This is a genomic window from Paenibacillus sp. 2KB_22, from assembly GCF_052115745.1.
Lineage (GTDB): Bacteria > Bacillota > Bacilli > Paenibacillales > Paenibacillaceae > Paenibacillus.
On the sequence record NZ_JBFRHG010000013.1, the window covers coordinates 1 to 26,104 of the forward strand.

General features: G+C 46.4%; 24 protein-coding genes, 1 tRNA gene, 2 rRNA genes and 1 riboswitch. Of the genes, 17 read left to right on the plus strand and 10 right to left on the minus strand.

All coding sequences use genetic code 11. From position 1 onward, the window contains the following. From AB4111_RS30335 to AB4111_RS30385, 11 genes are all read left to right on the plus strand, one after another. Positions 1-103 (plus strand): 23S ribosomal RNA (locus AB4111_RS30335); the annotation flags it as partial. Between the two features lie 80 nt (positions 104-183). Beyond that, positions 184-300 (plus strand): 5S ribosomal RNA (gene rrf / locus AB4111_RS30340). A 367-nt stretch (positions 301-667) separates the two neighbouring features. Continuing rightward, positions 668-2,125, plus strand: coding sequence for an IMP dehydrogenase (gene guaB, locus AB4111_RS30345; RefSeq protein ID WP_442034986.1), 1,458 nt, complete (start codon positions 668-670; stop codon positions 2,123-2,125). Positions 2,126-2,541: 416 nt separating this feature from the next. Further along, positions 2,542-3,930: a D-alanyl-D-alanine carboxypeptidase family protein gene (locus tag AB4111_RS30350; protein WP_442034988.1), complete on the plus strand. Its 1,389-nt coding sequence runs from the start codon at positions 2,542-2,544 to the stop codon at positions 3,928-3,930. A gap of 341 nt (positions 3,931-4,271) precedes the next feature. Further along, positions 4,272-4,862: a pyridoxal 5'-phosphate synthase glutaminase subunit PdxT gene (gene pdxT, locus AB4111_RS30355; protein WP_442035034.1), complete on the plus strand. Its 591-nt coding sequence runs from the start codon at positions 4,272-4,274 to the stop codon at positions 4,860-4,862. A 272-nt stretch (positions 4,863-5,134) separates the two neighbouring features. Next, positions 5,135-6,418: a serine--tRNA ligase gene (serS, locus tag AB4111_RS30360; RefSeq protein WP_169483093.1), complete on the plus strand. Its 1,284-nt coding sequence runs from the start codon at positions 5,135-5,137 to the stop codon at positions 6,416-6,418. Positions 6,419-6,601: 183 nt separating this feature from the next. Then, positions 6,602-6,690: transfer RNA gene (locus AB4111_RS30365), tRNA-Ser, on the plus strand. Between the two features lie 192 nt (positions 6,691-6,882). Further along, complete coding sequence (locus tag AB4111_RS30370) at positions 6,883-7,224, plus strand: hypothetical protein (protein ID WP_253428947.1); 342 nt, start codon at positions 6,883-6,885, stop codon at positions 7,222-7,224. Positions 7,225-7,250: 26 nt separating this feature from the next. Next, positions 7,251-7,427, plus strand: coding sequence for a hypothetical protein (locus AB4111_RS30375; protein ID WP_442034990.1), 177 nt, complete (start codon positions 7,251-7,253; stop codon positions 7,425-7,427). Between the two features lie 21 nt (positions 7,428-7,448). Further along, on the plus strand, positions 7,449-7,601 hold the full coding sequence (locus AB4111_RS30380; protein ID WP_253428949.1) for a small acid-soluble spore protein P: 153 nt from the start codon (positions 7,449-7,451) through the stop codon (positions 7,599-7,601). A 233-nt stretch (positions 7,602-7,834) separates the two neighbouring features. Next, on the plus strand, positions 7,835-8,929 hold the full coding sequence (locus AB4111_RS30385) for a hypothetical protein (RefSeq protein ID WP_253428951.1): 1,095 nt from the start codon (positions 7,835-7,837) through the stop codon (positions 8,927-8,929). A gap of 260 nt (positions 8,930-9,189) precedes the next feature. Here AB4111_RS30385 and AB4111_RS30390 read toward each other — a convergent pair whose 3' ends face one another. Together AB4111_RS30390 and tadA are read right to left on the minus strand one after the other, a co-directional pair. Continuing rightward, entirely contained in the window at positions 9,190-9,759 is a 570-nt protein-coding gene (locus AB4111_RS30390; protein ID WP_442034993.1) for a GNAT family N-acetyltransferase, read from the minus strand. A 237-nt stretch (positions 9,760-9,996) separates the two neighbouring features. Continuing rightward, positions 9,997-10,503 carry a tRNA adenosine(34) deaminase TadA gene (gene tadA / locus AB4111_RS30395; RefSeq protein WP_442034995.1) on the minus strand — a complete coding sequence of 169 codons (507 nt, stop codon included), beginning with the start codon at positions 10,501-10,503 and terminating at the stop codon, positions 9,997-9,999. Between the two features lie 333 nt (positions 10,504-10,836). On the opposite strand from tadA, the gene AB4111_RS30400 reads away from it, so the two are divergent. Further along, positions 10,837-13,176, plus strand: coding sequence for an ATP-binding protein (locus AB4111_RS30400; protein ID WP_215079039.1), 2,340 nt, complete (start codon positions 10,837-10,839; stop codon positions 13,174-13,176). Positions 13,177-13,194: 18 nt separating this feature from the next. Next, positions 13,195-13,896, plus strand: a complete 702-nt coding sequence (locus tag AB4111_RS30405; protein ID WP_442034997.1) for a pseudouridine synthase — start codon at positions 13,195-13,197, stop codon at positions 13,894-13,896. Positions 13,897-14,020: 124 nt separating this feature from the next. On the opposite strand, the gene motB is transcribed toward AB4111_RS30405, so the two are convergent. Both motB and motA read right to left on the minus strand, forming a co-directional pair. Next, on the minus strand, positions 14,021-14,839 hold the full coding sequence (gene motB / locus AB4111_RS30410) for a flagellar motor protein MotB (RefSeq protein WP_442034999.1): 819 nt from the start codon (positions 14,837-14,839) through the stop codon (positions 14,021-14,023). Next, positions 14,826-15,626, minus strand: coding sequence for a flagellar motor stator protein MotA (gene motA, locus AB4111_RS30415; RefSeq protein ID WP_017691317.1), 801 nt, complete (start codon positions 15,624-15,626; stop codon positions 14,826-14,828). The genes motB and motA overlap by 14 nt, the downstream gene beginning before the upstream one ends. Before the next feature lie 234 nt (positions 15,627-15,860). Here motA and AB4111_RS30420 point away from each other — a divergent pair, with 234 nt between their 5' ends. From AB4111_RS30420 to rbsK, 3 genes are all read left to right on the plus strand, one after another. Continuing rightward, on the plus strand, positions 15,861-16,154 hold the full coding sequence (locus AB4111_RS30420) for a hypothetical protein (RefSeq protein WP_442035001.1): 294 nt from the start codon (positions 15,861-15,863) through the stop codon (positions 16,152-16,154). A 252-nt stretch (positions 16,155-16,406) separates the two neighbouring features. Further along, positions 16,407-16,703 carry a 4a-hydroxytetrahydrobiopterin dehydratase gene (locus tag AB4111_RS30425; protein ID WP_062838136.1) on the plus strand — a complete coding sequence of 99 codons (297 nt, stop codon included), beginning with the start codon at positions 16,407-16,409 and terminating at the stop codon, positions 16,701-16,703. Between the two features lie 45 nt (positions 16,704-16,748). Next, positions 16,749-17,732, plus strand: coding sequence for a ribokinase (gene rbsK, locus AB4111_RS30430; RefSeq protein WP_442035003.1), 984 nt, complete (start codon positions 16,749-16,751; stop codon positions 17,730-17,732). A 74-nt stretch (positions 17,733-17,806) separates the two neighbouring features. Here rbsK and AB4111_RS30435 read toward each other — a convergent pair whose 3' ends face one another. The 5 genes from AB4111_RS30435 to AB4111_RS30455 all read right to left on the minus strand — a co-directional run bounded on the left by AB4111_RS30435 (position 17,807) and on the right by AB4111_RS30455 (position 22,872). Then, positions 17,807-18,163 carry a c-type cytochrome gene (locus AB4111_RS30435; RefSeq protein ID WP_124118856.1) on the minus strand — a complete coding sequence of 119 codons (357 nt, stop codon included), beginning with the start codon at positions 18,161-18,163 and terminating at the stop codon, positions 17,807-17,809. Positions 18,164-18,313: 150 nt separating this feature from the next. Then, positions 18,314-18,808, minus strand: a complete 495-nt coding sequence (locus AB4111_RS30440; protein WP_442035006.1) for a GNAT family N-acetyltransferase — start codon at positions 18,806-18,808, stop codon at positions 18,314-18,316. A 353-nt stretch (positions 18,809-19,161) separates the two neighbouring features. Then, the gene (locus tag AB4111_RS30445; RefSeq protein WP_301289666.1) at positions 19,162-19,632 is read right to left on the minus strand and encodes a C40 family peptidase; all 471 of its coding nucleotides are present in this window, start codon (positions 19,630-19,632) and stop codon (positions 19,162-19,164) included. A gap of 3 nt (positions 19,633-19,635) precedes the next feature. After that, positions 19,636-19,773: riboswitch (cyclic di-AMP (ydaO/yuaA leader) on the minus strand. Positions 19,774-20,018: 245 nt separating this feature from the next. Next, positions 20,019-20,870 carry a hypothetical protein gene (locus tag AB4111_RS30450; protein ID WP_442035008.1) on the minus strand — a complete coding sequence of 284 codons (852 nt, stop codon included), beginning with the start codon at positions 20,868-20,870 and terminating at the stop codon, positions 20,019-20,021. A 10-nt stretch (positions 20,871-20,880) separates the two neighbouring features. After that, complete coding sequence (locus tag AB4111_RS30455) at positions 20,881-22,872, minus strand: M1 family metallopeptidase (protein ID WP_442035010.1); 1,992 nt, start codon at positions 22,870-22,872, stop codon at positions 20,881-20,883. Positions 22,873-22,973: 101 nt separating this feature from the next. Between AB4111_RS30455 and AB4111_RS30460 the strand changes: the two genes are divergently transcribed. Then, positions 22,974-23,477 (plus strand): YwhD family protein, encoded by a 504-nt coding sequence (locus AB4111_RS30460; RefSeq protein WP_253428974.1) that lies wholly within the window; start codon positions 22,974-22,976, stop codon positions 23,475-23,477. A 196-nt stretch (positions 23,478-23,673) separates the two neighbouring features. On the opposite strand, the gene AB4111_RS30465 is transcribed toward AB4111_RS30460, so the two are convergent. After that, complete coding sequence (locus AB4111_RS30465) at positions 23,674-25,752, minus strand: transglycosylase domain-containing protein (protein ID WP_442035012.1); 2,079 nt, start codon at positions 25,750-25,752, stop codon at positions 23,674-23,676. Positions 25,753-26,104 lie beyond the last annotated feature (352 nt).

The window sequence follows — 26,104 nt, forward strand, 5'->3', positions numbered from 1 at the left end:
CAGTATGTAAGACCCCTTGAAGACGACGAGGTAGATAGGCTGGGGGTGGAAGTGCAGCAATGCATGGAGCTGACCAGTACTAATCGGTCGAGGGCTTATCCAATTTGCAAGTTCAATTCGCACACTTTCGTTTCGAATCTAGTTTTCAGAGAACGATCTCTGAAATGTAAGCTTAGCTATGCGTTTGGTGGCGATGGCGGAGGGGTTCCACACGTACCCATCCCGAACACGACCGTTAAGCCCTCTAGCGCCGATGGTACTTGGACCGCAGGGTCCTGGGAGAGTAGGACGCCGCCAAGCAAAGAACCACTGCCGATGTTATTCGGTGGTGGTTTTTATTTGTATATAAATGAATAGTTGAGGTATAAAAAAAGCCTGAAAGCGGCAACTTTATATCCTGAATGGCTCAATAAAAATAAATATTGGGCTGATTTGAGCAGACGTTTATAGGTTATATTGATTCAACTTGTCCGCTCGAGAAAAACAGTTGTATTCATCAGGCAACACACCTAATATAACCAAGTACTTTTCCTTGACAGTCTAAATATCGCTTTGCTAAGATGGCAATAATAAATTTTTCAGAAAACGTATTTTCGGCGTAAAATACAGCCTGGAATCTTCGGGTTTTGGACCGTAAAGCTGAGCAACCATAAGGAGGAACACTTGCGTGTGGGAAGATAAATTTGGTAAGGAAGGCCTCACCTTTGATGATGTATTGCTAGTGCCACGGAAATCCGAGACACTGCCTAAAGAAGTAGATGTATCTATTCGTTTAAGCGACACTGTGAAGTTAAATATTCCTTTGATTAGTGCAGGAATGGATACGGTAACTGAAGCGACATTGGCTATTGCCATTGCACGCGAAGGCGGTATCGGTATCATTCATAAAAATATGTCTGTTGAACAACAGGCAGAAGAAGTAGATCGGGTTAAACGTTCAGAGAGTGGTGTAATTACGAATCCATTCTCACTCACAGCAGATCATCTGGTATCTGATGCAGAAGAAGTTATGGCGAAATATCGGATCTCCGGCGTACCCATTATTGAAGGAGATCAGAAGCTGGTTGGTATTTTGACCAACCGTGATTTGCGTTTTATCCATGATTACGGCATCAAAATTAGCGAAGTCATGACTCGTGAGAATCTGGTTACCGCTCCTGTAGGGACTACACTGCAAGAAGCTGAAGGTATCCTTCAGAAACACAAGATTGAGAAACTTCCATTAGTTGATGAGACGAACACGTTGAAAGGTCTTATCACTATTAAAGATATCGAGAAAGCCATTCAATTCCCTCATGCAGCCAAAGATGCTCAAGGTCGTTTGTTAGTTGGTGCAGCGATTGGTATCTCCAAAGATACATTTGAACGTGCAGATGCTTTGGTACAAGCTGGTGTCGACTTGATTACGGTAGACTCGGCTCACGGACACCACATTAATATCATTGAAGCGGTACGTCAGCTTCGTGAACGTTTCCCTACCCTGACCATCATTGCAGGTAACGTGGCTACTGGTGAAGCTACTCGTGACCTGATCGAAGCAGGGGCTTCGGTAGTCAAAGTGGGAATTGGTCCAGGTTCGATTTGTACAACACGTGTTATCGCTGGTATTGGTGTACCTCAAGTAACTGCAGTTTACGATTGTGCAACAGTTGCACGTGAATATGGAGTTCCGATTATTGCGGACGGCGGAATTAAGTATTCCGGTGAAATTACGAAGGCACTGGCTGCAGGTGCACACGCGGTTATGCTGGGAAGCTTGTTTGCCGGCACAGCGGAAAGCCCGGGGGAAACTGAGATTTTCCAAGGACGTAGCTACAAAGTTTATCGCGGTATGGGATCAATGGCTGCAATGAAACAAGGTAGTAAAGATCGCTATTTCCAAGATGATGACAAGAAACTGGTTCCAGAAGGAATTGAAGGTCGTGTCGCTTACAAAGGTCCATTGTCCGATACGATTCACCAACTGATTGGTGGTCTGCGTTCCGGTATGGGTTACTGCGGTACAAGCAACCTGGAGCAGCTTCGGAACGATACTGGCTTTATTCGCATTACAGGTGCAGGTCTGCGTGAAAGTCATCCGCATGATGTACAGATCACAAAAGAAGCACCTAACTACTCGTTGTAATCGGAAGAGAGTTAATCATTTCCAGGACAGGCTCGGTGATTTTCACCGGGTCTGTCTTTTTTTGCAGATACCCCTGTGATAGAATAGAACAAGCGGTGACGATCCATGGATGGATTAAGGCGTTGCGGCGGCTATTTGACGTGAATCTATGAATATGGTTTTGAAAAGCAAATGCAGTGCAAGAAAAGGCTGCCAGCTAAACAGAAGCGCGGACGTCCTTTTACATAAGCATTCGCAAAATGCGGACTAAGTGACAATCGATAACGAACTTTAGGAGCAATAATATTGCTCGTTCGATACAGCGCATATAGCACACATCTCACACATCAAACACGCAGGTTAGGGAACAAGAAAATCGCAGTATAAGCTGCACTGAAGCAATTAACAATGCTTTGGATCGAAGGGAGTATTCATCATTGAAAGCCAAACACATGAATAAGAAGAAACGCCAAATGCTCAAAAAGAGCGTAGCCTCGGTAATGCTAATTAACATGCTTTGCATGTCTGCAGTAATGCCAGTCATGGCTGCTGCGAACGACTCTGGGCAGGTCCTGACTGCAGCAGCAACAACAACGAAGACGGAGAAAGCTGTACAGGTTCCTGGGGTAGACTCACTTGGGCTTGAGGTTAGGTCAGCCGTTCTCATGGAGGCATCAACGGGTCAGATTTTGCTCAATGTCGATGCGGATAAAGCCATGCCACCTGCCAGTATGACCAAGATGATGACAGAGTACATCGTTGCAGAACAGGTCAAACAAGGGAAATTCGGCTGGGACGATATTGTAACTGTTAAAAAGAATGCTGCACAAAGTGTCGGATCGCGTATTTTCCTGGCGGAAGGTGACCAGCATACAGTTAAGGATCTCTATATTGCTATGGCTGTTGGCTCTGCCAATGATGCTACGGTTGCTTTGGCTGAGTATGTTGCGGGTTCGGAAGAGGCTTTCGTGAAAATGATGAATGATGAAGCGAAGCGTATGGGCATGAAGGATACGTTTTTCATCAACTCATCAGGTCTGGATCGAGCAGATATGCCTGCCGATTTCCGTCCAGCCGAAGACAAGGAAACAGTCATGTCCGCACTGGATGCTGCAATTCTGTGCAGATATATCATCATGGATCACCCGGACTACAAAGATTTTACAACCATTCAATCTTATAAGTTCCGTCCAAACGATAAAGCGCCAATTATTAATTACAACTGGATGTTGGAAGCGAATAAAAATATAACCAACTTCAAAAGCTATGCCTATGAAGGTCTGGATGGAATGAAAACAGGCCATACCACGAACGCAGGTAATAACTTTACAGGTACAGCGGAACGTAACGGTATGCGTCTAATTAGTGTTGTTATGGGCACAGATTCGGAATCCGCACGTTTCAGAGAAACTAAAAAGGTGTTGGACTTTGGATTTAACAACTTTGAAGTGAAGCAGGCTGTCGCAGGCAAGACCAAAGTGACGGGCTGGGAAGCTGTACCTTTGAAAAAAGGTAAAGAAACAACCGTTCCTGTCGTAACAGATAATGCGGTTAGTTTCGTTGTACCCAAAGGTACTCAGAACCTGGATGTGACGTTCAAAGCCAACGTAACTGAGGCGGACAAGCTGGTAGCACCAATCAAGGCAGGTACGAAGGTTGGTACAGTAACGTACACGTATAAAGCAGATGGAATTGAGCCTCAGGAAAAAACAGTGAACTTGATTACAGCCGAAGAGGCCGATAAAGGCGGATGGTTCCGTCTGTTCTTCCGTGCTGTAAAAGATTTCTTCGTGGATCTCTTTGACGGGATCAAAAACCTGTTTTAGCCTATAGCTTACTTCTTCTAAAAGAGTATGTCATGAATTTGATGATATAAAGTCATATCATTGATAAAATACAAGTTATTCCGACTGGATGGATTGTATATTTACAATTTTTCCGGTAAAATATCAAGTTAGAATTCACGTATAATGAAGCAAAAAACTCCAATGTTTTTTTACCTGGTGGAGCGGGTTAACTGCTCTATCTAAGGCAATGAACGACATATATATTACGGGCCGAAGTGTCCAAGTATCTTGGAGCACCGATGAAGGGCATAGAGATATCCAAACTTGCACCTTCCGAGCGTATGCAAGATCGCGGCTGGTATGAGAAGGGGAATGTGCAAATGAAGATCGGCGTATTAGCACTTCAAGGGGCTGTCACAGAGCATATACGGAGTATTGAACGCGCTGGAGCAGAAGGTTTGGCTATCAAACAGGTTCAGCAATTGGATGATCTGGATGGTCTTATCCTTCCTGGCGGGGAAAGTACAACGATTGGCAAACTGATGCGTAAGTACGGGTTTATGGATGCCATTCGAGCCTTTGCTGCTGAGGGCAAACCGGTATTTGGTACCTGTGCTGGCTTAATCGTTATGGCTAAGCACATCACAGGACAGGAAGAGGCTCATTTGGAGTTAATGGATATGACTGTATCCCGAAATGCATTTGGACGGCAGAGAGAAAGTTTCGAAACAGACTTGCCGGTCAAAGGCATTGAGGAAACGGTGAGAGCTGTGTTTATCCGGGCTCCCTTGATTGAGAGTGTGGGAGACCAGGTAGAGGTTCTCTCTACTTACAATGATGAGATTGTTACAGCTCGTCAGGGACATTTGCTGGCTTGCTCGTATCATCCGGAGTTGACGGATGACTATCGTCTGCATGCTTATTTTGTAGACATGGCCAAGTCCTACAAACATACGGTAGACCTTAAATAGTGTATGATGTACAACCTATGATCTCCCGGTCATCGGATCACTTCCCAGTAGCCTTCTAAGGCCGCTGATTGGCAGTTGCATCTGAACGGATGCCTGATGTTGCCTGTATCTGCTTCACAGCGGGAATCGCAGCTGAGGGTCACACGGGGGACGTAGGTTGTTTTTGCGGTTACAGATTCCGATAAGTATATAGTAAGGTATACACAGTAGAGTTTTGAGATTCGATTTAACATAAGGCTTCACTATGTGGGGTTATTTAGGAGGGGTATATCGTGCTTGATGTGAAAATATTGCGGAATGAGTATGCACGTGTAGAAGAAGCATTGACTAAACGAGGTAAATCGCTGGATCTTATCGCTGGATTTACCGAGATGGATGCCAAGCGTCGGGAATTGCTTCAAGAGAGTGAAACGCTGAAGAGCCGTCGGAATACGGTATCTGCGGAAGTTGCTAGACTGAAGAAGAACCGTGAGAATGCGGATGATCTGATTGTGGAGATGCGTGAAGTGTCTGATCGAATCAAAGCCATGGACGAAGAAGTTCGTGAACTGGAAGTGAAGATCAATGATCTCACCATGGCGATTCCGAACATTCCTAATGAGAGTGTACCTATCGGTGCTTCCGAAGAGGATAATGTTGAGATTCGCCGCTGGGAAGAGCCGAAGTCATTTACTTTTGCACCAAAAGCCCACTGGGAAATTGCTCAGGATCTCGATATCCTGGATTTTGAAGCAGCTGCCAAAGTAACAGGATCTCGTTTTACCTTTTATAAAGGGTTGGGTGCCCGTCTGGAACGTGCATTGATTAACTTTATGATGGATCTGCACAGCGATCAACATGGATATGAAGAGATTCTGCCTCCATACATCGTTAATCGGGATAGCTTGTTTGGAACAGGTCAACTGCCCAAGTTCGAAGAAGATCTGTTCAAGTTGAAAGATACCGAATATTATCTGATTCCTACTGCTGAAGTTCCGGTAACGAACTATCATCGCGAAGAGATTCTGAATGTTGATCAATTGCCTAAGCACTTTGTGGCATACAGCTCTTGTTTCCGTTCTGAAGCCGGTTCGGCTGGGCGGGATACACGCGGACTGATTCGTCAGCATCAGTTTAACAAAGTAGAGCTGCTCAAGCTCTCTACTCCGGAGACTTCGTATGAAGAGTTGGAGCAAATGACTCAAAATGCGGAGCGTGTGCTTCAGTTATTGGGATTGCCGTATCGCGTTCTGACATTATGTACCGCAGATATGGGCTTCACTTCAGCTAAAACGTATGATATCGAAGTATGGTTACCTGAGAGCAACACATATCGTGAGATTTCTTCCTGCTCTAACTGTGAGGACTTCCAGGCACGCCGTGCCAATATCCGTTTCCGCAGAGAACCAAAAGCCAAACCGGAATTTGTGCATACATTGAACGGGTCAGGATTGGCCGTTGGACGGACGGTAGCCGCTATCCTGGAGAACTATCAACAGGAAGATGGTACGGTTGTTATTCCTGAAGCATTGCGTCCTTATATGGGCGGCGCAAGTGTGATTGCACGTCGCTCTTAAGCGAGAGTTAAACATCCTCATCAAAAGGAATACAAATTCAATCCGTCATTTTGGAATGGCGGATTGGAGTGTTTTGTATCACTGAGGCATACGGATTATCAATTTTAATATAAAAAGGTTGCATTATGATGTCGAGATGTGGTATGATACTTTTCGTGGCAAGTTTATAAAAGTTAATTCCCTGGAGAGGTACCGAAGCGGTCATAACGGGGCGGTCTTGAAAACCGTTAGGGGGCAACTCCACGTGGGTTCGAATCCCACCCTCTCCGCCATACTACACTTATAACAAGGATTCGAGCGATCTCGCTCGGGTCCTTTTTTGCGTTGTGGGTTTGTTTAACGTAGTGAGCATACAGGTTGATGACCGGTGTATACGTTGCTCAGTACAACGTTATATTTTGAGTAATTCTAATATGTATAAAAACATCTTTATCGCCGCACTTTATAGGAGTGGAGGTGGTAAGATGAATCGCGAGTTAAACATCGATCAGACAGAGCTTGTAGGGGCTTGGCAAGAGCGTTTGCCTCAAGTCTTGAATGTTGGCGATCAGGCTCAAGTAATGGCGGATGAAGCCGATCAACAGGCCATTCGGATACACATTGCGACAGCAGGTCATGAGATGTACTCTTTTGATTTCAAGTGTGAGTATGTGGATTCCCGTGAAGTCAGTGTACAACTGATTGATGTGGAACGGGATGGACGAACGACAGATGAGCGTACCGAGCCAATTCAGGAACTGGCCCACGATTATACGCGGCACATTCACGAATGCGCCCAGTCGTTACAATCCCAGACGAGACAATAGCCTGAAATCTGAAGGAGTGAACTCAATTGACTAAAGCCAAAGCGGGAGTAGACAAAAACCTGCAAAATGTAGTCGGTGATCTGGAGCAGCCAGCCGTAAACAGTCACCATGCTCAGCAAATTCAGCAAGATATCAATGATCACCGTCATCAAGATGCACTAAATCATGATAAAACGGAAGATAGGGACCCATCCCATTCCTAACATTGATGAGGGGGCAACATTATGAGCAAACCAAAAACAATTCCTGTACCGGAAGCGCAAGCTGCCGAACAGCATCATCATTCATCCAAACGTTCTTCCATGCAGGAACCATTATCCGGTTCCAAAAAAGTGAAAAATCAAAATCATGTGGATCATCTGAATCCTCAAGGTTAACTTAGAAGAAGATTTACGCAAAAGTCCCTTGTTACCTAACAGGGGGCTTTTGCGTATTCATACATATATAAAGACAGGCACATGGTTATTCCCAAACCTCACATAGGTCTTTGTAGCCATTTTAAAGAGGAAAGATCACATTTTTCCCAAATTAGGTTTCAGTATCTGGTGATATGGTATATCATTGATATTGAATTACTTTTTTTGGGGTTATCACGAGAGGAGAGAAACAAATGACTAAACGTATGGGGGCGCTTCTTCTTACGTTGCTGTTGACCGTATCCATGGCCTTGACAGCATGTAGCAGCAAGCAGGAACCAAAAGAGGCATTGAAGACGGCTGCGGCCAATGCTTCCAAATTAACTTCGTATGAAATGAGTTCTAACTTCACTATTAATGAATTGAGCTATAAACCTGGGGATGCATCTCAAACGGATCCGACCATGACTCAGTTTATGAGCATGTTGAAGGATGCTCAGTTGAATGTAACAGGTGTATACCAAAGTGAGCCAATGCAGACAGAGATGACTCTTGGTATTGAACTTAAAGGCGACATGGGTATGACCTTTACCATTCCAATGGTGATGACAGCTGAGAAACTCTATGTGAAAGTGCCGAATATTCCGTTTTTCCCAATTCCGGAGAACGTTGTTGGCAAATTCCTGGAACTTGATCTGAAAGAGCTGGCTGAGCAAGAGGGTACAGAATGGAACCCGGATGCTATGGACGCAGCCAAAACTCAAAAGTTGAGCAACGAAGTCATGGACGCAGTGCTGAGCGAATACGATCAAGCTAAATTCTTCAAAAACCTGGACACCAAAGATGCACAACTTCCTGAAGGTGTAGATGCGAAGCAGGTTGTACAATTCTCGGTGAATAATGACAATGTTAAAGAAGCAGTTACTGTACTGGTAACAAAAGCTATGCCTAAAGTATTGGATATTCTGTCCAAAGAGGAATATCGTGAAATGCTGCAAATGGATCAGGCTGATATCGACAAAGCTAAAGAAGATTTGAAAATCACTGAAGCAGATCAGGCTGAAATGGCTAAAGACTTGGATAAATTGAAAGATGTTCTGACAATTAACCAATTCAACATCGATTTCGCATTAGACAAAAACGACTTCCCTGTATATCAGAAGATGGTCGCTGATGTGCTGATCAAGCCAGAAGATACGAAAGACGAAGTGAAACTGGCATTTACCGGTTCCAATACGTACACCAAGATTAACGAAAAAGCAGCATTCAAAATCAACATCCCTACTGGCGACGACGTAATTACTATGCAAGAGTTCGAAGAACTGATGAGCGCTTCATACGGATACTAATCTCGCTGAGTTCAAACCGTCTGTGATTCAAGTGAAGGATAATCTCCTTCCGCTTGGATACAGGCGGTTTTTTTATGTTAGACAGCGTAAGAGGGGATATCCGCAGAATGATTGATCTTTGATTTTGAATTGTGGCTGGGGACACATACAAATAAAACCGCACTCTCTCCTACATGAATAGGGTGGTGCGGTTAAATATTGAATTTGTATATTGTTGGACTGGGGAGACAAACAGCTTTGTGGTGGAGCTTCTAAATTAATTAATCCGCAAGTTCATCCAAGTCTTCAGCAAGTACAGCATAGATCTGATGATCCTGATATTTGCCGTTGATCTTGAGGTATTTGCGAGCTGTACCTTCAAACTGGAATCCGTTCTTCTCCAATACGCGCTGCGAACCCTTGTTAGACGCCAATACCGCAGCCTGAACCCGATTTAACTTCAGCGCCCGGAAGCCATAGGCTACGGCCAGTTTAACCGCTGCTGTCATTCGTCCGCCGCCCTGATAATCTGGATGGATAAAGTAGCCCATATCAGCATAATTGGCAACGCCTAATACGACATTGTTAAGACTTACTTGTCCGATCAACAGGCCGTCTTTAATGGTATAGATTCCAAATTGATATCCTGTACCTTCTTCTGCTGCCTTGACTCGATCCTCAATCCGTCGAGTCTGAGTGTCCAATGTGTAGAAATCATCTTCTCGCACGGGTTCTACAGACTGGTATGGGATTCGTGTAATCTGAATCAGGTCCAGATAGGATTGTGTATCCTGGGGTGTGAGCAACCGAAGGCTTATGCCATTGGCTGTATCATAGAGTGTTAGAGCCATTACAGCACACTTCCTTTCCAATTGGGATGTTCGTAGTGCTATATGAATTGAACTAAAGAATAGTACACTTGCCACTCCGATGACAGAACAACCTTCCGATCGCTGTTATCCCCCGATTTTTCGATTCTATATTATAGAGGTGGAAATCTGGGGATAAAGGCGAACGCGTTGCTTCTTCAGGTCATTTCTGTCCTCTACGTTCTCGTGTAAATGCTTAGTTTCAATTTATATATTAGTTTATTTTAACTTTTGGCGCAGATTTCTGAAAAATTGAGTTAGCATAGTAGAGCATTCAGGCTGAAGGATATCCGGGATCACCTCGGTGCGATGGTTAAATCGAGGCTCCTGTAGCAAGTTCATCAGTGTACCTGCACAGCCTGCCTTGGGATCAGCCGTACCAAAGATTACGCGGGGGACCCTGGATTGTACAATTGCGCCTGCACACATCGGACAAGGTTCCAGTGTGACGTACAGAGAACAATCCAACAAACGCCAAGCACCGATGGTCTCGCTGGCCTGACGAATAGCCACCATCTCTGCATGGGCGGTAGAATCCAGTGTAGTTTCACGCAGATTGTATCCTCGGCCAATAATTTGGTTATTTTGTACAATTACAGCTCCAATCGGCACTTCCCCAAGGGCCTCGGCTTTGTATGCCTCGGCAATGGCCTCTCGCATCCAATGCTCATGCTGGGCTTCCTCGGATAATTGAGAAAGGTCGGGCTGGAGAGAATGGTCATTCATTACAATATAACTCCTTCCAAAAAGCATTTATTCAGCGAACAAGTATTCGGGTTGTTAACATGTTGTGTATAGAAATGTGGATAACCATGGAGTTGCTCACATAGTTATAAACAAACTATCCACAAGCCTGTGGGTATGTGGACAAATATAGTGATTAATTTCATTGTAGAGTTCGAAAATGCAAAAAACAACGAATTTCGAGCTTTTCCGTCATTCGGTAACTTTTGGACACAGGTCAATTATCCTTTTCAAAAAGACATACAAGCGTTATGATGGAGATAGGTTTTGCCATATATCGCCAGAGGGTACAAGCCGAGAGGTGAACAAAAAAACTTGTCTATTAAAACGAAATTATCCATGATTATGTCCTGCTCAGTGCTCGTTATTTTAGTGTTGAATATCGCACTGAGTTATTATACTACAGAAGAGAATCTGAGGCAGGACAGTGAAACCAAGATGGTACTCACTGCAAAGCAGATTGCAATTGCTGTCGAACAGAATCAATACAGTTCGGATTATGTAAAAAGGCAGATTGGAAACAATCTGTGGCTTGCTGCTGTCATGGCAGCGGAAGAATTGGACCCGGATATTAATAATATCACAAATGAAGAACTTGTTCGCTTGAGTCAAAAGGTAGGCGTCTCGCATATTTCGTTGATGGAACAGACGGATGATGATATTGTGGTTAGCCGCTCTTCAGATCCAAGAGAGATCGGGCTATCCACCAAATCCATGACCTATTGGTATCAGGCGTTTAAACAATTATTTGAAAAACAACAGGTAACGATTCCTCAAGGGCAGAAGCTAGAACATTTCTGGTCCGATGGTTTCGAGTATTCGACATCCAGTCCCTCAGATATTGATATCTGGGGTTACTACCATGATGGAAAGAGAAACTACATAATCAATCCCTTCTATAATAATACGGAAGTTGATGACTATGTGAAAATCTCTAGTCCGGATGAGATTTTGAATAAGATCCGTGAGGTCAATCCCTCCATTCTGGAGATTACAGGCATCAATCCATTGACTTTTGGCAGCCCGAACATGGGTGATGACGGAAGAGATTCGAATTTTAGCAAGTTGAATAATAGACCTATTCGGTTCGGGACGTACCAGTATGGATCTACAGATGAAGATCATCGTGCTGTGGTGCGCGCCATTCGAACAGGACAGAATGTATCTTTTGTCAGTGAAACGCACGAACAGAAGGTACTGAAGAGTTTTATTCCCATTTTCACACCTAATCAGTCTTCGTATGTCATCAGTATTGTCATGGACTATAAGCAGATATCTTCCATGGTGTCTGAGCAACTGGTGAGCCATGCCTCAATATCGTTAGTTTTGTTGGAGATCGTGATCTTTGGCAGCTATCTGCTCGCAGGCTATATTACGCGTCCGATCCAATCCATACTGGGCAAAGTGAATGATGTAGCAGATGGGCACTTTGACTTCCGTCTGAAAGTACGGAGGAAGGATGAACTCGGCCAACTGGCCAATCGGATTAATGCCATGATTCGTAATCTGGGCCATTATACGAGTCGTCTGAAACAGATGTATGAAGAAAATCGCGCGGTAAAAGAGCATCTGGAGTCCATTATCAATCAGACAGCGGATGCCATTCATATTACGGATCTTGAAGGGAAAGTGCTGCGGGTTAACCGGGCATTTGAACAATTATATGGCTTTCGAAGTCGCGAGGTGGAAGGTCGTAATCTGAAGATCATCCCGCCAGAGGCAGAAGAAGAAATGAAACGTCAGCATGCCCAACTCGTTGAGGGAATGTCCATTACGTCCAACGAAACCACCTGGATGAAGAAAGACGGGACCCGGGTAGAGGTCAGTGTCAGTACGGCTCCGGTACGAGACGAGGCTGGAGAGATTACTGCGCTTATAAGTGTCTCCAGGGATATTACAAGCCGTAATCGGATGGAAGAGCTGCTCAGAAGATCTGAGAAGCTTACAACCGTGGGTCAGCTTGCAGCAGGTGTGGCGCATGAGATTCGTAATCCACTGACCACGCTGCGCGGATTCCTGCAGTTACAGCAAGAGAGCAACAAGCTGAATCATCGTCATCTGGATCTGATGTTATCGGAGCTGGATCGCATCAACCTTATTGTTGGTGAATTCCTGATCTTGGCCAAACCGCAGGCGGTTCATTTTCAGAATCGGGATATTCGTTTTATTCTCGGCGATGTCATCTCGTTACTGGATAGTCAGGCGCATCTGCATGGTGTAGAATTTGTACTGCGTGCCTCATCCGATTCGGCTATGGTACACTGTGAAGAGAACCAGTTGAAGCAGGTATTCATCAATTTGCTGAAAAACGGTATGGAGGCCATGCCAAATGGAGGAAGCATTCACATCAAGCTCAAGCATGACGAGCAGTCGAAACGCGTCAGAATTGAGATCAGGGATGAAGGCATTGGTATCCCGGAAGAGATGATGCCCAAGCTTGGGGAGCCTTTCTTTACGAATAAGGAGTCCGGGACAGGGCTTGGTCTGATGGTCAGTCAGCGAATTATTCAATCACATAAGGGCATGATGGATATTAAAAGCGTCATGAACAAGGGGACAACGGTTATCATTGAACTGCCTGCATCCGAGCAACAACCGGAGGTTATTGAGGTAGATCAGGTAACGGATGAACCAATTACAGATGAAGAGAAATAGATGAGGTGAGATTACCTTTTGCGTATTAATAAATTTATTAGTGAAACAGGTTATTGCTCCCGGCGTGAAGCCGACAAGTTGGTGGATCGTGGGCTGGTAACCATTAATGGAGTTAAGGCTGAACTGGGCAGTCAGGCAGAAGAAGGCGACGATGTACGAATTAATGGCAAACCGATCAATGAAAAGAGAAAACATGTATATATTGCGCTGAATAAACCGATTGGAATCACAAGTACAACCGAGCAGCATATTCAGGGGAATATTGTTGATTTTGTAGGACACGATGAACGTATCTTTCCAATTGGACGTCTGGATAAGGACTCGGAAGGTTTGATCTTGATGACCAATGACGGAGATATCGTTAACCGGATTCTTAGAGCAGAAGGACGCCATGAGAAAGAGTATATCGTCACTGTTGATCGAACGGTAACGCCGAGTTTCCTTAGAGGCATGAGTACCGGAGTTAAGATTTTGGGTGAAATGACACTGCCTTGTACAGTGACCCGGATGACGGATCGTGTATTCCGTATTATCTTGACCGAAGGAAAGAACCGTCAAATTCGGCGGATGTGTAGTGCCTTTGGCTACGAGGTTCGTAAGCTGAAGCGAATTCGGATCATGAACATCCATCTTGGAGAAATGGCAACAGGTTCTTGGAGAGAGCTTACGTCTGCTGAAAAAGCGGAGCTGGGCGGACTGTTGGACTATTCACTGGAATAGTCGATTCGACTTTTTTTGACTCAATAGTAGAAATGGTTATGGTGAAGAAAATATAAAATCAAAAGACCGCTCTCTATCGTTAGATGGAGAACGGTCTTTTTTGTCATTGGCGGCCTATTGGCTTTTAATTTCCTTCGCCTACGGCTTTTACATTGGTATTGTTACTTTGATACTTCCGAATGATAGATACCTCTACACGGCGATTCTGTGCCCGTCCGGTATTGGTGTCATTGCTGGCAACCGGGTGATACTCTCCATAACCACTTGGTGTGAATTTGGAAGGGTCCAATTGCGTGTTCAGCAACAGGATTTTCAGGAAGTTGAGCGCACGGTCTGCACTCAGATCCCAGTTATCCTTATATTGGTTGTTCGAAATGGGAATATTATCGGTATGACCGGATACAACCACTTCGTATTCAGGGAACTCTTGCAGCATGCTTGAAATGGCTTTGGCCAGAGACCGTGATTCAGGCTTCACATCTGCTCGGCCTGAGGAGAACAGGGCGTTATCACTGATGGTGATCTTCAATTCAGACTGATTCAACTTAGTGTTCAGCTGGTCCGAAAGGCCGTTCTTCGAGATATACTGGTCAAGCCGTTTCTTGAGCTTCTCCAGATCTTCCTGTTCTTTTTGAGCCATCTGTGCATCCGTAATCTGAGCTGGTGTTTTTTTGGTGATTTCTGTAGGTTCCTGTTTGTTCTTACCCAAGTCAACACCTGGCGTATCCGGATTCATGGACGTATGATCCAGAATACCGGAGCCTCCATTCAATGCACTGCTTAGTGCGGAAGCCATCTGCTCGAACTTGGCCGCATCGAGTGAACTCATGGAGAACAACGTGATAAACAGGGCAAGCAACAAGGTCATCAAGTCAGAATAGGGAAGCAACCAGCTCTCGTCTATATGTTCTTCATGTGGTTCGTGCTTTTTAGCCTTTTTCACCTGATGATCCCTCCTTCTCTTCCAGTTGTTTGCGTTCGGAAGGTGTCAGGAATACGGATAACTTTTGGTTGATGGCAATGGTGGATACACCAGATTGTATGGATAACAATCCTTCAACCATCATCAGCTTGATCTCCATTTCTTGCTTGGACATCCGCTTCAGCTTGTTAGACATCGGGTGCCATAACACGTAACCACTAAATATACCAAGGAGTGTTGCGATAAATGCTGCCGCAATCGCATGGGAGAGTTTCTCCATGTCACTGAGATCGGCAAGTGCTGCGATGAGACCTACAACGGCCCCGAGAACCCCGAGCGTTGGCGCGTACATCCCCGCCTGGGCGAAGATCAAGGCACCGCCGCGGTGGCGCTCCTCTGTAGCATGAATATCTTCCATTAGTACATCACTTACAAATTCCTGATCGTTGCCGTCGATAATCATACGCATACCGCCACGAAGGAACTGATCGTCAATCTCTTCTACTTTTGATTCCAGTGCAAGCAAACCTTCACGACGGGTAGTGGAAGCCCAATCCATAAACGTGCCGATCAGAGACACTCGATCAATAAGTACTTGATTTTTGAAAATAATCCCGAAAAGCTTAGGGATTTTCTTAACTTCTGACATCGGAAATGCAATAAAGATGGTTCCTGCCGTACCAACAAAGATAATAACGTAGGCTGCCGGATTGTTAACCAGGTTGATTAAGGGCGCACCCTTCAGGAACATACCGAGTACAAGGGAGACCAGCCCAAAAACTAGTCCAATAATCGTTGAAATGTTCATCATACACCTCATCCATGAGATAAAATTGAATCCTTTCAAGCGGCTGTATTCGGGCTTCCGGACGAATTTTTGGCCGCAATCCGTTCAATGTTAGGCATTCCTTACGGTTGCTAAAACAGTTCAAACGGTCATATATAGTATTTATCGACCAGAAGGCCTTTTTTTTTAAGGGCTATTTTCAGGTATAATAAGATCAAATCCGCTCCTTAGGGGCCGAATAGGAGTGAAAAGTCAATGGGCGTAAAGCATGGACGGGATTATGAAGGAATTTTGACAGATCTGACAACGGCAATCGGACGCATACCGGATCGGTATGTTTTCTTTGAAATGGACGCGGAAGAGTGGGGGAGACTGGCTACACCGGAGCAACTTGAAGTGGATGAGGCGTTGGCGGAGGATTTGTTCTATGCGCTGGGCGAGGAGTCTGTGATTCCGGTTGGAAGTGGCGTGGTCATCCATGATAAGGAACAGTATCGCATTCATATTTTGATCGGGGAAGAAGAATTAACATTTGTACCTTTAATTTAGTGTGTGTACATGCATTTTCAGGGGTATGAATGGCACTATAATTTTCCTCAAAGCCTTATGGTTAGTGGTTCTATACCCTTTTAAGTTGATTGAATTTTGAAGCTTGTCCGTGGTAAGATGTTAGTCGTGAAATGGGCCAACCGCATGGCGGTGAGCCTGGCCTTTGAGGTTGCTGTCGATAGCGCCGAAGGTGTTGGTGGTTATACGGACGCACGTCTGTAATGTACCATCCTATGGGGAGGAAGATAACGCATGGTTTTTTCGCAAGAGGAAGTCGAAGCTCATCTGGGAAGGCTGGAAGGCTGGGAACTGGAAGAGGGACGGTGGATTGTACGTAAATTCGTGTTCTCCAACTACATGAAAGGGATTGCATTTGTGGATGAGGTCGCTGCGATCTCGGAAGCATTCAATCATCATCCTTTTATTACGATTGACTATACAACGGTTACGCTGCGTCTCACGTCATGGGATGCAGGCGGTATTACATCTGTGGATATTAAGGAAGCAGGGCAATACAACGAAGCTTATGACAAAATGAGGTCGGAATAACGAGGTTGGTTATTATCGCACGCCCGAAAGTGAGTGAACCCATACATGTCAGACTATAATCAGGAACAACCTCTTATTGCTGTCGTAGGCAGTCTCAATATGGATCTCGTGGTGAAGACAGATACGATTCCGGAAGAGGGAGAGACGGTGAGCGGTGAGGAACTGCACTATCTCGCTGGCGGCAAAGGTGCAAATCAAGCTGTCGCTGCTTCACGTCTGGGTGGACAGACCACAATGATTGGTGCGGTGGGATCGGACGTTTTTGGCGAACGTCTGCTGCACAGTCTGACGGAAAGTGGTGCAGATGCCTCGCAGGTTCGCATATTGGAAGACACGGTTACAGGGACAGCTTCCATCTGGCTCTCTCGGGGAGACAACCGGATTATCGTTATTCCTGGTGCGAATGGGCAAGTAGTGCCTGAAATGCTGGAAGAGGCGGATACGGTAAAAAGCCTGACTGCAGCCGCAGCGGTGCTGCTGCAGCTGGAGATCCCGCTGCCAGCGGTTACCCGCGCCGCCCAACTGGCGGCTGAAGGCAGCGCACTGGTGGTGCTCAACCCGGCTCCCGCGGTGCCGGGTCTGCCCCAGGAGCTCCTGCGGTGCGTCGACGTTGTCACGCCGAACCGCAGTGAGCTTGCCGTGCTTACCGGCCGGGATCATCTCCGGCCGGAAGACCTGGATGCGGCGGTCGCAGAGCTCGCCGCATCCCTCGGGGCCGCTGTCGTCACGACGCTCGGCCCCGAGGGGGCTGTGTACGCGGCGGCGCCTGGCGGCCGCGTACAGGCAGGGCGTGCCGGCGCATGCCGTGCGCCCGGCTACGCCGTAAGCGCCGTCGATACGACCGGCGCTGGCGATTGCTTCAACGGCGCGCTGGCGGTAGCCCTCGCGCGCGGTGAGACGTTGGACGCGGCCGTAGGCTTCGCCATGGGTGCGGCCGCGTTATCCGTGACGAAGCTCGGCGCCCAGTCCGGGATGCCGTCCGCACGTGAAGTGCAGGCCTTTCTGGCTGAGCATGCAGCAGAGGCCTAATAAATGGCATAACAAAGAGGCTCTTAAGTTCCCAAAAGGGGATTAAGGGCCTCTTTGTTATGTGCATGCAGAGATTATTTCTTCTCTGACAGCCACATGGCGATATTGGCAATCTCTTCATCCTGCAGTTTGCCCTTGAAGGAAGGCATACCGCCTTTACCTTTGACAATTGTAGTATAGATCTTCTCCAGATCATCCTGGCTACCGATGTTTGCCAGAGCAGGTCCTACGCCACCTTGAAGCTGATCCCCGTGACAGGAGATACAATTGGCTTTGACCAATGCTTCAGCCTGTCCGGCATCCAATGTTACTTCCGGCATGGTGGGCTTGGCTTCTTCAGCCACTTCTTCTTTCCCTGGAAGCGTAAACATTAAAACAATAGCTAAAGCGCATGCTGCAAAAAATACTCCGCTCATGATCCATTTGTGCATCCCTTATGTCCCCTCCAGAATGAAAGATCATCTAACCTGAAACTATCCATATCATTATAACGGAACCTGTACTGACATCATAGCATTTTGTGGGAAATTTTTGAACTAATCACATAACAAGGCGCAAATTAGGTTGTTTTGCAATGGATTTTAATCACGAGGCCCTTCATAAACCATACAGTGAAAGGGCTTTAAGCCGCTCGGGGTCTGTCGTTCGTATGTATCCTGAGTGACAAATCCACTTTTCAGATAGACTTGAATGGCACGAGCATTCCAAGTGAGCACTTCCAGATCAATCTCATTCATCGGATTTCGGCGAATGGCTTCCTGTACAAGGGCCGTGACAAAAGCTGTCCCTTGACCCTGACCACACAGCTCTGGATGCATGCCGAGGCCAATCCGAGTTACCCCTTGAAGTGGGAAGTATTGAGCAAATCCACATATACGATCGTTCTGATCCAGGACGGTCGCATATTGCTCTTGCCGCAACTGCGCATCTCCGAATTCCACTTCCAGTGCTTTCATCTGCTCCCAGGGGAGCCAGCTGTAGATATTATAAGGCGGATCATACTGCCAACTGCAGATGAGCTCCGCATGTTCTTCTCGCATGGGTACAACGTGAAAAGTCACAGGGGCTTCCTTCATACACTTGCATGCTCCTTTCCTTGAAACAGAACTCTTTGTCCACTCTACAAAAGAGCAGTTCATTTAGCAAGTCACCCTTACCAGAAAAAAAATGAAACAAAAGTTCTGTTAATTTCGTTTATATTATAACAGGATGGGTAAAAACATCATAAGGGCACGGACGAACGAACGCAAAATGAGCCTGTTGATGTCGCAGGATAGCCCCGAGGGTAACTTGCAACATGAATCAGGATGGAAGCACAAAAAAACCGCCGGATACATTCCTGCGGAGAATGTACCGGGCGGTTCTGTTATGCTTCTTGCTTCGTTCCAGTATGGTTAATGGTTACAGCATCATGTTGCTCAGCTTGTCCCTAGTCAAGGGCCAGTGATTCATATGCGTCCGTGCTCATAATCCGTTTAGCGCCAACATAACGATTGGCCCAGTAGTTTTCACTCAATGCACTGATCGTAACGCCTTTGGAAGAAGAGGAGTGTGCGAACTTTCCATCCCCTACAAAGATTCCTACATGTGATACGCCTTTACCTGTTGTATTAAAGAATACCAGATCGCCAGCTCTCATTTCCATGCGGGATACGGAATCGCCCATGTCGAATTGGGAACTGGATTGGCGTGCCAAATCAATACCCAATTTGTCGAATACATACCGTGTAAATCCGGAGCAGTCAAAGCCGTTAAGCGTTGTTCCCCCACTTTTGTATGTAGTTCCCATTGCTGAATCAATTACTTTATCCATTTTTGAATCTGCGAATGCGCTACCTGCACCAAGCGATAATGCGAATGTGATGCTAAGTACAGCTGCGGTTAATTTCTTCTTGAACAAGAGATATTCCCCTTCCAACGCCTGCGAGGTTAGCTTAAGGATTCGGTTGAAGGTCCCCTATGATCCCTCTGTAGCAAGATCAATTCACCCATAACTGGTTCCCCCGCTTCCCAGGTGCCAGGAATTTGGCTATGCTAGTTATGCACCTGCGAAATCAAGAAATGACGATTTAATTTTAAGTAGTTACAAATATGAATGTAAAGATTACAAAGTTGTTACTAAAAACTCACTGCGATTATTGTAACAGAGGAGTACGGCTTTGGCAACGTTTAGCAACAAATTTAGCAAAAAAAACCTCGACCTTTGACGGGGAAAGGTTGAGGTTTGCCTATTTATAAGTACATATTAGGCCATGAGTTTAACATGTGATGGTAACAATTTTTAAACTATGTGCTCTCACCTTTGGATATTTTGGACTGCCATAATCGGAAATGGCTGCATATTTTCCACAGATTCAATAGACATCTGGCAAGTGGATACGTCTGTTGTAGTATAAGTCCGGTAAGTCCCGTTAATAACCATGAGGCTGAAGTGAATGCCCCAAAGACGAGCAGGTGGACTCCGCCCAGCAGGAGTGCAATGCCGATAACGGCGATGAGATGACGCAGTGCAATCCAGAGTGCTTTGAGGGTGCCGTGAGCTCCGCCTTCTCCTTCTGGTGCCGACACACCGAACTGCATGTAGAGGATGACATGGTGGATGATCCAACCATATACAATCCAGGCAGCAACATAAGGTATACCAGGCAAAAGTAATTGAAGGGAATGAAATCCGTCCATGAGAATCGAGTAGAGCTTTGGTATGAGCCAGTATGCGGGTAAAAGTATCAATAATGTACGTATGGTGTGCAGCAGCAGCATCGGTTTCCACAGTTTTTTGATTCCCCGGACGAATGGGATGCGCTCTTCTGTAGAATTAAAGTGCTGAAGTGAGTAGAGCAGCCCTGCCTGAATGAGGGGGCTGATCAACATGCGAACCAGCAGCATGCCCCCCAGGATCCATAGATAACGATGAACCTCCGGATGGGTAGACAAGTTAAGTTGACTTTCCATTTTGAACAAAAGTGTACTTAGCTCCCCAGCATCAGAATCTGGATAGCGCAGGAGTAGTGGGACGACTGCCGATTGTACCATTCGATAGAAGAAATATCCCCAAATGAGTTGATAAAGAAATAAGAGTGCGGCAATGAACATATGCTGACGGACGAGAAACCAGCCTTCACGTATTTTCGCTTTCACCTTTTCCACCTCACCATGACAGACCTCCGAATATGGCTTCTATTAGTTTGGTTACACTCATGCTCCAGCGGGATTTTGCCTGCTCATCCAGTCCGGATTTCAGGAAATTGTTCATATGGCGGTTCTCCAGCACGATCGTGTACAGGGGATCGGTCATGGCCCAGGATATGGGGGATGTGTGCGTTAATTTATAGGTAATGCGATCTTCTTTGCCATCCCATTGCTTGGTGAGGATATGTCCGTCTTCAAAAGCAATGCGAACAGGAACGGCGTTGTAATCACTGCCTTTTTTGGCGATCGTCACGGATGACTCGTACAATGTTTGACCGTCTTTCTGTACAGGCGTAACACGAATCTTCTCTACAGCAAAGTCAGCCATTCCGTTACCATAGACGTATTGGTCAAAATAATCAGACCAGGAAGTGCGGGTCACTTGTTCCACAACGTTCTGAAAATCAGCCGAAGTGGGATGTTTGAAGCGGTACTTCTTTACATAGGTAGAGAGAATGCGTTCCATCTTTTTCGCACCGACTTGATGTTCAATACCGAGCAATACAAGCTTGCCACGTGTGTAGACATTGGCTGCATACTCATTCTGTGAATCGAACTTCCAGGATTCTTGTGTTAAGGATGAAGGAGACGTAATCAGTCCCGATTGTACAGGCAGATTCGGAATCAATCCGTATTCCTGCTCCATCAGTTTGTCTTCTGCATAAGAGGTGAACCCCTCATCCAGCCAGGCTTCCTCGAATTCGTTGCTGGCAACCATGCCGTAGAAGTACTGGTGTCCGATCTCGTGGACTACGGTACGTTCCAAGTCATAACCTGGAGTAGTGTCATCAGCTCCAAAGGCCGTAACTAGCGTAGGGTATTCCATACCTCCAGCACCGTTCCCCGCTTTGGGTGGAACAACGATGGATAAGGTAGCGTAAGGATATGGGCCAAACCATTTGCTATAATTGGCTAGTGCGGCCTTTGCGGCGTAGAAATAACGTTCTTTCAGATCCTGATGAGCAGGGTCCAGATATAACTTGATTCGTACACCAGGCACATTGGGTGCAGAGAAGGGTTCCTCGGCGTAGACAAAATCCGGTGAAGCTGCCCAGGCGAAATCATGCACATCATCGGCATAGAATTGATAGACTTTTTCTCCGTTCTTCACCACGGCTTGTTGCGTTGGAAATCCGGTAGCAGCAACTTTGTATGTTTCAGGCACCCGAATACGCACACTATATATACCGAAGTCGGCGTAAAACTCTGAATTGCCATGGTATTGGTGCAGATTCCAGCCTTCCGTTGTCCGTCCGCGCCTGCCCACAGGTTCATAGGCACTTAATTTGGGAAACCATTGACCTGCCATGACAAAATCATCAGCAGTTCCCATCCGGGCAAAAATCTTTGGCAGATTCACTTGGAATCGGGTGTGGAGTGTAATGCTTTCCCCGCCTTTGACGGGTTTGGGTAAGCGTACTTTAATGAGGGTGGTGTCCTTGATATTTCCGTCATCTGGTTGCACATACTGCATCCGGTGCAGCAGAGAGAGCCCGTCCTCCGTTTTCATTTCGGTAATGTTCATGGAGCCATAACCGTTGGTAGGCATGACATCACCCCGAAGCTTTCCACCGGATTCCTTCATAAAGGTGGTGTCAGCAGAAGAGAAGGCGTTGGGATACATATGAAAGTAAAGCTCGTTGACGGTTTTTTTACCTGGATGTGTCCAGGTAATCGTCTGAGTCCCTTCCAGTACGTTCCCTTCGATCAGTTTTACATCCATGTGATATTCCACAACACGGTTGCTGTACACTTCGGCAGTGGGGGTCTGTACACTTTCTGGAGGTGCTGGCGTTGGGGCTTTTGCCTTAGGCTTGCCCGATTCCGGGGCAAGTGTGGGCAAATCGGAATGTGTTGAGTGAGTATAACCCAGAGTGATCCATATCCCTCCGGCCAGCACACACAGGGCCAGGGATGCGGTGAGCCAGCTCTTGGCGCGTCGTGGAATCATCGTTAAATACCTCCCGTTGACAAGCATCTACAGCATGTATATGTTTGCAATGGGCCAATTATTAGTTAAAATATTTGTATCAACCCTTGGAGGTTATAAACATGGACCAAAACGAGCAAAACGGCAAAAAACAGATTGCCTTGAATATCGTTAGTGCAAAAAGCAAGCATAAGGGCTTCGGTGCAGGCTCCATTGATCTGAATAACCTATCTCCGGTCATTATTGACAATGGCGAAGCCAAAATTGATATTGGTGCGATGCATGCGAAGAGTAAAGTGGAGCGCAATATCAAGTTCTCGACGAATCGTGAGGATGTACCCAACGGACGCCAAGTATGGCTGGTGTGGGTAGCTGTAGATCGCACGGAAGAGGGGCAGCTGTATGGTGGAGCAACAGCATGTGAGATGTGGATCGATACAGAAGCGAGACGTGGATGGAAATTGCTGGCTGAACATGTGAATCGCATGGATTATGCCATGAAGCGCCGTTTCATGCTGGATGAGCTGGGGCCGGAAGATCGGGCTGCACTTAAGAAGCTGCTGATCTCACACAACGAAGAATGGTGGAATGCTTCTCCAGATGAATTGAAAGAAGCACTCGCCTAAGGCAAATCATTCAACAGCGTATAAAATTAAAAAAGCAAAAGGACCCTTGACCGTAAAGTTCGGTTAGGGGTCTTTTGCTTGTGCATGAACTGTATTCATTGATCTGAATAATTATGAGTTTTCATCCAAAGTGAATTTCCAAATCCCAATGTAATCAGAGGGACAGGTGACGCAACTAAGTCATCACGCATTTGCGTCATTCTACCCACCAACGTTTAAAATCTCCCCACCAGGAATGTTTCTCTTCCTGTATGCCTTGTTGATTCTGTACCTGACGGGTCTTCTCATTTTCTCCAGAATCCGAATCATCCGCCGTACCATGGCAGACCTCTGTTGGTTCAGTACCATCAATAAAAACTTCCAGTCTTTTCTCTTCACAACCGTTGCCTGCCAGCTTGCCTGATTCCGGGTCGATATAGACACTTACGACATGATCAGGCACGGTGAAAATTTTGGGTGGTACGCTCGCAAGCGCCTGTTCTGTGAATTGGGCAAAGATTGGTGCCGCGCGGCGGCCGTCCGAAGTCGATATGGCTTTGCCTTGGTCGTACCCAACCCATACGGCGGTGGAGAGCTCTGGGGTGAATCCAACGAGCCAGGCATCCGTATTGGTCGTGCCTGTCTTTCCGGCAACCGGGCGTTTGATCGCGGCAGATACCCGGTTACCCGTTCCCCCATTTTCGAATACACTTTCCATTAATCGAGTTAGTACATAAGCTGCCGCAGGTTCCACCACGGTCTCAGCCTTGGTTTGAGGCGATTCATAGAGTACACGTCCTGCTGCATCCGTCACTTGCAGAATGGCGACAGGCGGCGTCCGTTGTCCACCAGCAGCAATGACGGAAAAGGCCGATGCCATCTCCAGCGGGCTGACAGGTGATGTTCCCAGTGCAAGAGAAGGTACGGCGCTCAGGTTGCTTGTAATACCGAGGTTTTTCGCCATACTCACAACCTGCTCAGGACCGATCTGCATAATGGTGTTGACCGCATAGATGTTGTCTGAAGCGGCGATCGCCTGTCTTAGATCAATCTCACCCAGATACTTGTCTCCAAAGTTGCCGGGTTTATAGGTTTTGCGGTCATTGTCGTAGTGAAACAGGGTAGGTTCACTTTTAAACATGGATGCACTAGTGAGCTGCTTGGATTCCAAGGCTGCCAGATACATAATGGGTTTAAACGCCGAACCTGGCTGGCGCGTTGTCGCCAGTACATGGTTAATCTGATTGGTGCGGTAATTCTTGCCGCCCACCATGGCTTTAATGTAGCCCGTCCGAGGGTCAATGGACACCAGAGCTGTCTCCAGCTCGCTTTTGGCATCCATACCCTTCGCTATGGCGTCTTCAGCTGCTTTTTGTACACGCAGATCCAGGGTGGTGTAGATATTCAATCCCCCATGATCCAGCATCGCTTCACTGATTCCCAGTTCTTTGATGGCCAGGTTACGGATATAGTCGCGGAAATACGGGGCACTTTCCACCGTTTTACGTTCACTTTCCGGTTTAAATGCAAGCATTTTCTCATAAGCTTTATCTGCTTCGGCTTGGGTAATCTTGCCGATATCAGCCATGGCATTCAGCACAATCTTCTGCCGATCTTTGGCGTTTTTCATATGGTTATAGGGTGAATAGTAGGTCGGTCCCTTCGGGATTCCTGCCAGCATGGCGCTCTCTGCAAGATCCAGCTGTTTGGCTGATTTGCCAAAATACATTTGCGAAGCTGCTTCGATTCCGTATGCACCATGCCCATAATAGATTTCATTCAGATACATCTGCAAAATTTCATCCTTGCTGTATTTCATCTCCAATTGCGCCGTGTACATGGCTTCTTTTGCTTTGCGAGTCCATGTTTTCTCATGAGATAGATATAGGTTACGCGCCAGCTGTTGGGTCAATGTACTCGCGCCCTGAGACATCTGCATATGCTCCAGGTTAACAAGCACAGCTCGTCCCATCCCTTGAACATCGAAACCGTAGTGATTATAGAATTTGCGGTCCTCTACAGCTAAAGTGGCGTTTACGAGATCCGGAGCGATATCCTCCAGTTGAACGGGAACAGAGTCTTTGCCACCTGCGGAGAAGGTAGCGATCACTTCCCCTTGACTGTCCAGCAATCGTGAATTCCGATCAGAGTCTGCGAGGGGCAGGCTTGTTGCGTATAGGTAGACCAATCCTGCAGCGGTGGCAAGCATAGCGAGCACGGCGAGCAGAGAAAGGCTTTTAATGAATTTACGTACACGGAACCCGCGTTTGCGGGTCTTCTGATTTGGCTTGGTCATGGAACGGGCTCCTCTCTTTTCTTCCAGTATGGGACTTCATTGGCAGGGATATTCAATCGGATGCATAAGCAGACAAAATGTAGCGTTTTCGCCGCAAAAACCGTTTTGCAGTATAAACGTCAATCGCGTATAATGCAAAAGGGTAATGAAAAGGTAAGATTCGGTACAAGATACTAAAGCGCGTAAGGACGAACAGACGAGTGGTCATTGATTCATTGATTAGTCAGACGCTCTGCACGCTCTGGTCAATTTAATCTATATAATGAAGTGAACCGCGGACATTTCCCGCAGGCCAGCAATCATAACGTGATATGGCGCCGAACGCTGGACGTGCTTGAGCGAACCGATTATA

Excerpts from the sequence above, each read along its gene's own strand:
- AB4111_RS30455 (WP_442035010.1), bottom strand. The coding sequence starts at position 22,872 with ATGATTCCACGACGCGCCAAGAGCTGGCTCACCGCATCCCTGGCCCTG.
- AB4111_RS30420 (WP_442035001.1), top strand. The coding sequence starts at position 15,861 with ATGGGCGTAAAGCATGGACGGGATTATGAAGGAATTTTGACAGATCTG.
- rbsK (WP_442035003.1), top strand. The coding sequence starts at position 16,749 with ATGTCAGACTATAATCAGGAACAACCTCTTATTGCTGTCGTAGGCAGT.
- AB4111_RS30370 (WP_253428947.1), top strand. The coding sequence starts at position 6,883 with ATGAATCGCGAGTTAAACATCGATCAGACAGAGCTTGTAGGGGCTTGG.
- AB4111_RS30385 (WP_253428951.1), top strand. The coding sequence starts at position 7,835 with ATGACTAAACGTATGGGGGCGCTTCTTCTTACGTTGCTGTTGACCGTA.
- pdxT (WP_442035034.1), top strand. The coding sequence starts at position 4,272 with ATGAAGATCGGCGTATTAGCACTTCAAGGGGCTGTCACAGAGCATATA.
- AB4111_RS30440 (WP_442035006.1), bottom strand. The coding sequence starts at position 18,808 with ATGAAGGAAGCCCCTGTGACTTTTCACGTTGTACCCATGCGAGAAGAA.
- AB4111_RS30435 (WP_124118856.1), bottom strand. The coding sequence starts at position 18,163 with ATGCACAAATGGATCATGAGCGGAGTATTTTTTGCAGCATGCGCTTTA.
- AB4111_RS30380 (WP_253428949.1), top strand. The coding sequence starts at position 7,449 with ATGAGCAAACCAAAAACAATTCCTGTACCGGAAGCGCAAGCTGCCGAA.
- AB4111_RS30460 (WP_253428974.1), top strand. The coding sequence starts at position 22,974 with ATGGACCAAAACGAGCAAAACGGCAAAAAACAGATTGCCTTGAATATC.
- tadA (WP_442034995.1), bottom strand. The coding sequence starts at position 10,503 with ATGAATGACCATTCTCTCCAGCCCGACCTTTCTCAATTATCCGAGGAA.
- motA (WP_017691317.1), bottom strand. The coding sequence starts at position 15,626 with ATGAACATTTCAACGATTATTGGACTAGTTTTTGGGCTGGTCTCCCTT.
- AB4111_RS30465 (WP_442035012.1), bottom strand. The coding sequence starts at position 25,752 with ATGACCAAGCCAAATCAGAAGACCCGCAAACGCGGGTTCCGTGTACGT.
- AB4111_RS30425 (WP_062838136.1), top strand. The coding sequence starts at position 16,407 with ATGGTTTTTTCGCAAGAGGAAGTCGAAGCTCATCTGGGAAGGCTGGAA.
- AB4111_RS30390 (WP_442034993.1), bottom strand. The coding sequence starts at position 9,759 with ATGGCTCTAACACTCTATGATACAGCCAATGGCATAAGCCTTCGGTTG.